General features: G+C 69.0%; 11 protein-coding genes. 2 read left to right on the top strand and 9 right to left on the bottom strand.

Going from position 1 to position 8,910, the window contains the following annotated elements; genetic code table 11:
- The 4 genes from ABD327_RS07470 to sodN form a co-directional block, all read right to left on the bottom strand.
- On the bottom strand, positions 1–432 hold a 432-nt coding region (locus ABD327_RS07470), incomplete at its 3' end, for a GNAT family N-acetyltransferase (RefSeq protein WP_344449469.1).
- Between the two features lie 44 nt (positions 433–476).
- Positions 477–1,670, bottom strand: a complete 1,194-nt coding sequence (locus ABD327_RS07465) for a globin domain-containing protein (RefSeq protein WP_344449468.1) — start codon at positions 1,668–1,670, stop codon at positions 477–479.
- Positions 1,671–1,757: 87 nt separating this feature from the next.
- Entirely contained in the window at positions 1,758–2,201 is a 444-nt protein-coding gene (locus ABD327_RS07460; RefSeq protein WP_344449467.1) for an RrF2 family transcriptional regulator, read from the bottom strand.
- Between the two features lie 145 nt (positions 2,202–2,346).
- On the bottom strand, positions 2,347–2,781 hold the full coding sequence (gene sodN / locus ABD327_RS07455; protein ID WP_344449466.1) for a superoxide dismutase, Ni: 435 nt from the start codon (positions 2,779–2,781) through the stop codon (positions 2,347–2,349).
- Positions 2,782–2,838: 57 nt separating this feature from the next.
- Between sodN and ABD327_RS07450 the strand changes: the two genes are divergently transcribed.
- Positions 2,839–3,150 (top strand): S24 family peptidase, encoded by a 312-nt coding sequence (locus ABD327_RS07450; RefSeq protein ID WP_344449465.1) that lies wholly within the window; start codon positions 2,839–2,841, stop codon positions 3,148–3,150.
- Here the strand turns inward: ABD327_RS07450 and ABD327_RS07445 are convergent.
- The 4 genes from ABD327_RS07445 to ABD327_RS07430 all read right to left on the bottom strand — a co-directional run bounded on the left by ABD327_RS07445 (position 3,108) and on the right by ABD327_RS07430 (position 7,283).
- Positions 3,108–3,614: an ABATE domain-containing protein gene (locus ABD327_RS07445; protein WP_344449464.1), complete on the bottom strand. Its 507-nt coding sequence runs from the start codon at positions 3,612–3,614 to the stop codon at positions 3,108–3,110. The genes ABD327_RS07450 and ABD327_RS07445 overlap by 43 nt on opposite strands.
- Positions 3,615–3,802: 188 nt before the next feature.
- Positions 3,803–4,771 carry a zinc-binding dehydrogenase gene (locus ABD327_RS07440; protein WP_344449463.1) on the bottom strand — a complete coding sequence of 323 codons (969 nt, stop codon included), beginning with the start codon at positions 4,769–4,771 and terminating at the stop codon, positions 3,803–3,805.
- A gap of 26 nt (positions 4,772–4,797) precedes the next feature.
- Positions 4,798–5,874, bottom strand: coding sequence for a glycoside hydrolase family 26 protein (locus ABD327_RS07435; RefSeq protein ID WP_344449462.1), 1,077 nt, complete (start codon positions 5,872–5,874; stop codon positions 4,798–4,800).
- Between the two features lie 230 nt (positions 5,875–6,104).
- Complete coding sequence (locus ABD327_RS07430; RefSeq protein ID WP_344449460.1) at positions 6,105–7,283, bottom strand: NAD(P)-dependent malic enzyme; 1,179 nt, start codon at positions 7,281–7,283, stop codon at positions 6,105–6,107.
- Positions 7,284–7,533: 250 nt separating this feature from the next.
- On the opposite strand from ABD327_RS07430, the gene ABD327_RS07425 reads away from it, so the two are divergent.
- Positions 7,534–8,580 carry a sulfotransferase family protein gene (locus ABD327_RS07425; protein WP_344449459.1) on the top strand — a complete coding sequence of 349 codons (1,047 nt, stop codon included), beginning with the start codon at positions 7,534–7,536 and terminating at the stop codon, positions 8,578–8,580.
- Between the two features lie 77 nt (positions 8,581–8,657).
- Here ABD327_RS07425 and ABD327_RS07420 read toward each other — a convergent pair whose 3' ends face one another.
- Positions 8,658–8,843 (bottom strand): DUF6104 family protein, encoded by a 186-nt coding sequence (locus ABD327_RS07420; RefSeq protein ID WP_344449458.1) that lies wholly within the window; start codon positions 8,841–8,843, stop codon positions 8,658–8,660.
- Positions 8,844–8,910: the final 67 nt, after the last annotated feature.

Genomic DNA, 8,910 nt, shown 5'->3' with positions numbered 1-8,910 from the left:
GTAGCCGGTCCATTCGGCCATGGCCTCGGCGCCCAGGGACTTGTAGAACCTGATGGAGGGTTCGTTCCAGTCCAGGCAGGACCATTCATAGCGGGCATATCCCCGCTCCACGGCGATCCGGGCGAGCTCGGTCAGCAGGGCCTTGCCGTATCCGCCGCCGCGGGCCTCGGGCGTGACGTAAAGATCTTCCAGATATATACCGTGCCGTCCGGTCCAGGTGGAGAAGTTGAGGAACCACAGGGCGAACCCGACGGGTTCTCCCCGCTCGTCCTCGGCGAGATGGGCGAAGACGGCGGGAGAGGGTCCGAACAGGGCCCGCCGCAGGTCTTCCCCGCTCGCCTCGACCTGGTCCAGCGAGCGCTCGTACTCGGCGAGCTCGCGGATGAAACGCAGGATGGTCGGCACGTCCTCGGGAAGGGCAGGGCGGATCATGCCTTCAGCCTAACCACTGATCCGCCCCGCCCTGACCGGTCGGGTCAGTCCTGGCCGAACCACAGGTCGGGGCCGAAGACCTCGTAGTGCACGTCCCGGGCGGGGACGCCGAGCCCCAGCAGGTCGCCGCGCACGGTCCGCATGAAGGGCAGCGGGCCGCAGAGGTAGGCGGTGACGCCCTCGGGGAGCCGCAGGACGCCCAGGTCGGCCCGGCCGAGCAGGGCCTCGGGCGCGCCCGCCTCCTCGTACCACAGGTGCAGCTCGCCGTCAGGGAGCGCCTCGACGAGGGAGCGCAGCTCGTCCCGGTGGGCGTGGGCGGCCGCGGAGCGGTCGGCGTGGACCACGACCACGCGGCGGGTGGAGCCGGTGGAGGCCAGGTGGTCGAGCATGGCCAGCATGGGGGTGCTGCCGATGCCGGCCGAGACCAGCAGCAGCGGCCCGTCGCCGTCGGGCAGGACCAGGTCGCCGAAGGGGATCGAGACCCGCAGCCGGTCGCCGGGCAGAGCGTGCTCGTGCAGCCAGGAGGAGACCTCGCCCTCGGGGGTGCCGTCGAGGGCCCGCAGCCGCTTGACGGTGATCCGCCACTCCGGGCGGCCGGGGGCGCTGGACAGGCTGTACTGGCGGATCTGGCGGGCGCCGTCGGGCAGGTCGACCTGGACGCTCACGTACTGGCCGGGGCGGAAGGGCGGCAGGGCGGAGCCGTCGGGGGAGCGCAGCAGGAAGGAGGCGGTGTCGGGGGTCTCCTCGCGCCGGTCGGCGATCTCCAGCTCCCGCCAGACGTTCCCGCCGGGGGCGCCGGCCTCCTGGTAGAGCCTGGCCTCGGTGGAGATCAGCGCGTTGCCCATCAGCCAGTAGACCTCGTCCCAGGCGGCGGCCACCTCGGGGGTGACGGCCTCGCCGAGCACGTCGACGATCGCGGCGAAGAGGTGCTCGTGGACGATCTGGTACTGGTCGGCGGTGATGCCCAGGGAGGCGTGCTTGTGGGCGATCCGGCCGAGCATCGCGTCGGGCCGCTCGTCGGGGCGCTCCAGCAGCATGGTCGCGAACGCGGCGATCGAGCCGGCCAGCGCCTTCGGCTGGTCCCCGCTGGCCTGGTTGCCCCGGTTGAACAGGTCCCGCAGCAGTTCGGGGCGTGCGGTGAACATCTTCTTGTAGAAGAGGGGGGTGATGTCCCCGATGGCGCCGCCGACGGCGGGCAGGGTGGCGCGGACGACGGGGGCGGACTGCTCGGACAGCATGGGGGACTCCTAATTGGTAAATGATCTTCGTATTAAGGCATGGGTGTACCCCAGGCCCTGCTCGGGAAATCCTCGAGGGGTGTTCGTTCAGTCGGGAGGGCGGACGGAGAGGCCGATCAGCACCGGCCCGTTCGGGGAGGAGACCAGGTCGGCCACGGTCAGCCTGTCGAGGGAGGCGTAGAAGGCCTCCTGCGCGTCGCGGAGCGCCCGCCGCAGTCGGCAGTCCCCCCGCAGGGGGCATGGAGTGTCGCCCTCACAGGCCACCACCTCTCCTTCGCCTTCGAGTTCCCGCACCAGCCAGCCGATGGAGGCGCGTCGGCCGAGCACGGTCAGTCCGAGCCCGCCGCCGCGTCCCCGCCGGGCCTCCACCACGCCGAGGTGCTGGAGTCGGCTGACCGCCTTGGCCATGTGCGCGTAGGGGACGTCCACCGCCTCGGCCACCTGCCGGGTGGTCAGGGGGCCGTCCTGTTCGGAGACCGCCAGGCGCATCACGGCGCGGAGGGCCAGGTCGGTGAACTTCGTCAAGCGCACACCATGAAGGTAGCAAATGCGCATCCAGAATGCGTATTTAAGGGGCGTCCGTCGGCTGTGGCATATCTCACCGGTCCGTCCGGGCCCGGAAACGGCCATGCCCGGTCCAGAGGGACCGGGCATGGACGGGTGGACGGCGGAAGGCTCAGGCCTTCTTGGTCTCCCAGAAGATCTTGTCGATCTCCGCGATCTTCTCGAGCAGCTGGTCGGCGACCTTCACGTCCAGGCTGCCCTTGGTGCCGCCGGCGCCGGCGAGCTTGGTCGCCTCGTTGAACAGCTCGTGGAGCTGCGGGTACTTCTCGAAGTGCGGCGGCTTGAAGTAGTCGGTCCACAGCACCCACAGGTGGTGCTTGACGAGGTCGGACCGCTCCTCCTTGATGCCGATGGCCCGGGCGCGGAACGCCGGGTCCTCGTTGGCCGCGTACTTCTCGATGATGGCCTTGACGGATTCGGCCTCGATGCGGGCCTGAGCGGGGTCGTAGACACCGCAGGGCAGGTCGCAGTGCGCGGAGACGACCGTGTTCGGTCGAAGAAGGCTCACCGTTGTGGTTCCCTTCGTGAGTGGGCGGACTCGGATCATGCTGTAGATCAGACATTACTCCGAGGATGAGGTGCCCAGGGCGGGAGGTGCGGTGACATGCGCTGGCGGGTGGTCCGGGTGGAGGGCCTGTCGATGCTCCCCACGCTGGGGCCCGGCGACCGGCTCCTGGTGCGCGAGGGCCCGGTGCGCGAGGGGGACCTCGTCGTGGCGCGCCGCGACGGCCTCCTGCTCGTCAAGCGGGCGGTGTTCCGCCGGGACCGCGGCTGGTGGCTGGAGAGCGACAACCAGCGAGCTCCCGGCAGGCGTGACAGCTGGGATTTCGGAGCCGTCCCGGAACAGGACGTCCTGGGCCGGGTGGTGCTGCGCTATTGGCCGCCGTCCCGTTTGCCACAGCGATCAGAACAGTAACGCTGACTTCTGTCGGACCCTGTGTGGAAAAAGATGTTCCGGCATTCCCGGGAAGTGCACAGGCCCAATGCGCCGATCCCTCTCTCGCCGATGAGGACGGCCAGTCCCATCGCCGCCCCGGCGGCGTAGCGGTCGGGGACCGAGCCGTCCTCGGTGAGGTGCAGATGCCAGGGGTGGCCGTCGTGGTCCGACAGCGCCGGATGCACCGGATGGCGGATCAGCATCGCGTTGAGCCCCTCCGCCGCGCGGTCGTCCTCGCCCGCGACGGCGGCCTCGACGATGCCGCGCAGCTCCTGGCGCAGCTGGCGCATGGCCTCCAGGTCCCGGTAGGTGAGCCGGCCCAGCAGATGGGGGCGCGGGGTCAGCAGCGCCCGCAGGGAGTCGAGGTCGTGCAGCGCGTCCTCGGCCGGATCGTGGGTGTTGACCAGTTCGACGACCAGGTCCGCGTATGAAACGAGGTCCACTTCCGCCCCTCGCGCAGTGAGCCCGATGCGATGAATTCCTTTTCCCTGCGGCGAGTATTACACGTCATCGGGGAACCGGCTCCGACCGTCGCCGGTCCCCCTTGAATTTCGTGTGTTCAGGACGGTTCCCGAGGCCGCCGCCCGCCCGCTGAAAGCGCAGGTGAAGGCGTGTCCGGGAACGGCGGGCTTCAGATGGTGAAAACAATCTTTCCGAACAGTTCGCCCTCGGCCATCGCGGCGAAGCCCTCCCGGGCCCGCGCCAGCGGCAGCACCCGGTCGACGGGCGGGCGGAGCCCGGTGGTCTCCAGGAAGGACGTCAGCCGGACCAGCTGCTCGCGGGTGCCCATGGTGGATCCCACCACCTGCAGCTGCAGGAAGAACACCCGGGTGAGCTCGGCCGGGGGCATCGGGCCGCTGGTGGCGCCGGAGACGACGATGCGCCCGCCGGGCCGCAGCGACTTCACCGAGTGCGCCCAGGTGGCCTGCCCGACCGTCTCCATGACCGCGTCGACCCGGGCGGGCAGCCGCGCCCCGCTCTCGAACACCGCGTCCGCGCCCAGCTCCAGCGCCCGTTTGCGCTTGGCCTCGCTGCGGCTGGTGGCCCAGACCCGGTACCCGGCCTTGGCGCCCAGTGCGATCAGCGCGGTGGCCACCCCGCCGCCCGCCCCCTGCACCAGGATCGTGGAACCCGGCTGGACCCCCGACTTGTCGAACAGCATCCGGTAGGCGGTCAGCCAGGCCGTGGGGAGGCAGGCGGCCTCCTCGAAGCTGAGGGCGGAGGGCTTGGGGACGAGGTTGCGCCGGGGCACCACGACCCGCTCGGCGAAGGTGCCGTCGTGCACCTCCGACAGCAGCGAGCGCTTGGGGTCGAGGGTCTCGTCGCCCTGTCCCCGGTCGGGGTCCCCGACGACGGAGTGGACGACGACCTCGTTGCCGTCCTCGTCGATCCCGGCGGCGTCGCAGCCCAGCACGAGGGGGAGCTGCTCGGGGCGGACCCCCACCCCGCGCAGCGTCCACAGGTCGTGGTGGTTCAACGCCGCCGCCCTGACGGTGACGGTGGTCCAGCCCTCGGGGGCCACGGGGTCGGGGCGCTCGCCCAGTTCCAACCCGTTCAACGGTTGCTCGGCGTCGATACGCGCCGCGGTGACAGCGAACATGCCCCGACCCTAACCACCGGCCCTCACTAGCGGCCGAAGTACCCCTTCTTCAGGCCGGTCTTGAAGGCGGTGACGCCGGCCTTGCTCTTCTCCACCCGGTAGTCCCCGTTGGGGCCCTCGTTCTTGCGCTGGTCCTTGTTGAACCAGATGAAGCCGATGACGCCCGGGTCGGCCGCGACGTTCTTCAGGAAGTCCCTGATCTGGCGCGGACGGTTCTTGCCGGGCAGGGTGCTGACCTCGCCGATGATGATCGGTTTCTTGGTGAACCTGCGCAGCTCCTTGATGCTGGGGGTGAAGACCTTCGCGTAGGTGCTGGAGGTGCTGCGGTAGTAGCCGATCAGCCCGATCCAGTCGACGTAGGCGTCACCGGGGTAGAAGGGCTTGAGCCTCACCTCGGCGCGGGGGCCGGTCTCGTTCGGAGACCACATCCAGATGGCGTTGGTCGCGCCCGCCTTGGTGAAGATGCCGTGCATGCGCTTCCAGGCCTTCTTGAACTCGGCCGGCTTGGTCTTGTACTTGCACGCGGTGGCGGGCGGGTTCTTCTTCGGCCGGCTGCAGTAGCCCCACTCGTACCAGTCGCCGTTGAACTCGTGGGCGAAGCTGAGGGCGACCGGTACCTTCGCGGCGCGGACGCTCTGGGCGATCTGCTTGATGTAGGCGTCAGCGCGGCCGTTGGCGATCTTCTTGACGGTGATGCCGCCGTTCCAGTCGACCGGGTGGGCCTCCAGCTCCCACTGCGGGATGGCGCCGGCCTTCCAGATGCTCTTGGCCCAGGCCTGGTCGAAGGGCGCGCCCCAGTTGGCGAAGCCCTTGATGACGTTCGGCTTCTTCTTGCCGACGAGGCCGCCGAAGTACTTGGCCCCGCCGACGGGAGAGCGGTTGTCGTACTGGGTGAACACGCCCACGTAGTCCCGGCGGGGGTAGAGGTACTTGTTCACGTTGGTGACGCCCTTGGCGTTCTTCCGCTTGAAGCCCTTCGGCGCCTTGGCGTTGTACTTGGCCGTCCTGTCGACGGCCGCGGAGACGCTCTGTGCGGGCAGGACACTGGCGGTGAGGGCCAGCGGAAGGGAGAGGACGGCGAGACGGTGCAGGGCCTTCTTCATACGCTGAGTCGCTCCAGACGGAGTGAGTGCCGATAGGAGTTCGGCACGCTACCAGCGCTTTTAAAACATGATCTTTCCTAGGGCCATCCTTTACCTAAAAGTGACAAAGATCTATGCAACTCAAAGTTCTCGTATGTGTCCGTTGAGTGTTGCCCCAAAAAAGTTCGGCACCGCGTTCCCTCCGGGGCGACGGAGAGGACGCGGTGCCGACATCCTGTGGTCGGATCAGGTCAGATCCGGTTGACCCCCTCGGCCCTGGCCTGGGCGGACACGGCGGCGATGACCGCCGGGGCGACCCGCGGGTCGAAGGGGCTGGGGATGATGTAGTCGGCCGCCAGCTCGTCGTCGGTCACGACGGCGGCCAGCGCCTGGGCGGCGGCGACCTTCATGCCCTCGGTGATCGAATGCGCCCGGACGTCCAGGGCGCCCTTGAAGATGCCGGGGAAGGCGAGCACGTTGTTGATCTGGTTGGGGTGGTCGCTGCGGCCGGTGGCCACGACCTTGGCGTACTTGGCCGCCACGTCGGGCTCGACCTCGGGGGTCGGGTTCGACAGGGCGAAGACGATCGCGTCCTCGGCCATCGCGGCGATGGCGGACTCGGCGACGGTGGAGCCGGACAGTCCGATGAAGAAGTCGGCTCCGCGCAGGGCCTCCTCGGTCGAGCCGGTCAGGCCCGCCTTGTTGGTGTCCTCCGCCAGCGCCTGCTTGACGCTGTTCAGGCCGTCCCGGCCCCGGTAGACCAGGCCCTTGCTGTCGGCGACGGCGATGTCGCCGACGCCCGCGTTGAGCAGGATGCGGCAGACCGCGACACCGGACGCGCCGGCGCCGGCGATCACGCCGCGCATCTGTGACAGCGGCTTGCCGAGCAGCCGGGAGGCGTTGGTCAGCGCGGCGAGCGACACGATCGCGGTGCCGTGCTGGTCGTCGTGGAAGACCGGGATGTCCAGGGCCGCGCGCAGCCTGTCCTCGATCTCGAAGCAGCGGGGGGCGCTGATGTCCTCGAGGTTGATCCCCCCGAAGGACGGCGCCATGCGGATGACGGTGTCGACGATCTCGTCGACGTCGGTGGTGGCCAGGGCGATGGGCACCGAGTCGACGCCCGCGAACTCCTTGAACAGCAGGGACTTGCCCTCCATGACCGGCATGGAGGCGGCGGGGCCGATGTCGCCCAGACCCAGGACCGCGGTTCCGTCGGTCACGACGGCCACGACCTTGGAGGTCCAGGTGTACTCGTAGGCGAGTTCGGGGTGATCGGCGATCGCGGTGCAGACGCGGGCCACACCGGGGGTGTAGGCGAGGGAGAGGTCGTCCTTGTCCCGGACGGGGATGGTGGAGCGGATCTCGAGCTTGCCGCCGACATGGATGGCGAAGGCCGGATCATCGGAGTAATCGGGAAGGTCAGTAGCCACAGCGACCCCACTAAGACGAAAGTTGGAAGTTCGGGCAGACGCCGCGATGACACCCGGCCTCGTGGTGTTCGGGGGGTGTGGACGGTCGCCTCTCGACGTACACGGGGGTCACCCGTCAAGAGATTGTGACATATGGAGGCTGGACTTCAAACTTTGGGGGGCGGGTGTGGAGTACGTCACTTCTGTCCGGTTCTGTTGTAAGGCTTTCGTGACCTACAGAGTCGGGTGAGTCCCGTTAAGCTGCCGCAACATGGAGAAATTTTCGTCACATGATGCAACCCCAGCAGGGACTGAGGTGTCTGGCGCCGGCGGGTCCGGCCGGCCGGTCATCGTCGGGGGTTGTCCTCGGTCAGGGACGACGTTGCTCCGGAGCATGCTGAACAGCCACCCCCACCTGGCGGTGCCGCACGAGACCGCGTTCATCGTCCCCCTGTACCGGAAGCGCGACGCCTTCGGCGACTTCGGGGACCCTGAGAACCGCCGCAAGGTCGGCGAGTGGATCGTCAAGAACAAGAAGAGCCGGAGCGAGCGGCTCAAGGCCACCCCCGAGGAGCTGATCCAGGCCGTCGTCCTGGCCCCTCCCACCATGGGCTCCATGCTGGCCGCCTGCTTCGCGCTGAACGCTCGCAACCAGGGCAAGCCCCGCTGGGGGGACAAGCGCCCCTCGCACGCCTGGAACCTCAACGCGGTCTTCGACCTCTTCCCCGACGCCCAGTACGTCAACGTCGTCCGCGACCCCCGCGCCTGCGCCGCCTCCATGAACCGGGTCGGCTGGAGCTGGGGCGGGGTGGAGTCGGCCACCGAGATGTGGCAGCGGGCAATCGTCTCGGCCGAGGCCTGGCGCCGCAAGCTCCCCGAGGACCAGTTCTTCGACGTCCGCTACGAGGAGCTCGTCGCCGACCCGAAGGCCGTCCTGGGGGAGGTGTGCGCCTTCCTCGGCCTGGACCCCGCCGGGATCGACTCCATGCTCGACTACCACCAGGACCCCGACCGTCCCACCGGCACTCCCTTCAAGGAGATCTCCAACCCGGTCAGCACCGACTCGGTGAACTCCTGGGAGGAGCGGCTGACCGGCACCGACCTGGCGCTGATCGAGGAGATCGTGGGCGAGGAGATGCGCCGGATCGGCTACGAGCTGACCGGCAACGGGATCCCGGTGCCCAAGGACCGGATGAAGGAGTTCCGCCGGATCCGCTCCAACCGCAGCAAGCAGATACGCAAGCGCCGGCTGGTCGAGGTCAAGCGCATGATCACCTACCGGCGCCCCTCCGCCGACCAGACCCGCGCCGAGGCCTGAGCCCCTCGCGGAGCCCCCCGAAGGCATGCCGAAGCCCCGACGACTCCGGCATGCCCCCGCCGAGGGGCCCCGACGGCTCAGCCGTCGTCCTCGTCCTCGTCGTCGAGCCGGGCCAGCCAGGTGGCCAGCCGCTCGACCGGGATCTCGAACTCCGGGTTGAGATCGACGAACTCGCGCAGCCGCTCGGCCACCCAGACGAGGGAGACCTCCTCCTCGCCGCGCCTGGCCGCCAGTTCCTCGATGCCGCGGTCGGTGAAGTACACGGCGGTTTCCCCTTCCTGCCACGTCTGTCGGGTTGCCCGGCCCGTCGGGCCGGGTGGAGGAGCCAGA

It is taken from the genome of Actinocorallia aurantiaca (genome assembly GCF_039533685.1).
Classification (GTDB): Bacteria; Actinomycetota; Actinomycetes; order Streptosporangiales; family Streptosporangiaceae; genus Actinocorallia; species Actinocorallia aurantiaca.
The sequence above is the reverse complement of the archived record's forward strand: the minus strand, read 5'-3'. Positions and strand labels throughout refer to the sequence as shown.

What these genes read in the sequence shown, in the direction of transcription:
- ABD327_RS07465 (WP_344449468.1), bottom strand. Translation starts at nt 1,670, where the DNA reads ATGCTGTCCGAGCAGTCCGCCCCCGTCGTCCGCGCCACCCTGCCCGCC.
- sodN (WP_344449466.1), bottom strand. Translation starts at nt 2,781, where the DNA reads ATGATCCGAGTCCGCCCACTCACGAAGGGAACCACAACGGTGAGCCTT.
- ABD327_RS07450 (WP_344449465.1), top strand. Translation starts at nt 2,839, where the DNA reads ATGCGCTGGCGGGTGGTCCGGGTGGAGGGCCTGTCGATGCTCCCCACG.
- ABD327_RS07440 (WP_344449463.1), bottom strand. Translation starts at nt 4,771, where the DNA reads ATGTTCGCTGTCACCGCGGCGCGTATCGACGCCGAGCAACCGTTGAAC.
- ABD327_RS07435 (WP_344449462.1), bottom strand. Translation starts at nt 5,874, where the DNA reads ATGAAGAAGGCCCTGCACCGTCTCGCCGTCCTCTCCCTTCCGCTGGCC.
- ABD327_RS07425 (WP_344449459.1), top strand. Translation starts at nt 7,534, where the DNA reads ATGGAGAAATTTTCGTCACATGATGCAACCCCAGCAGGGACTGAGGTG.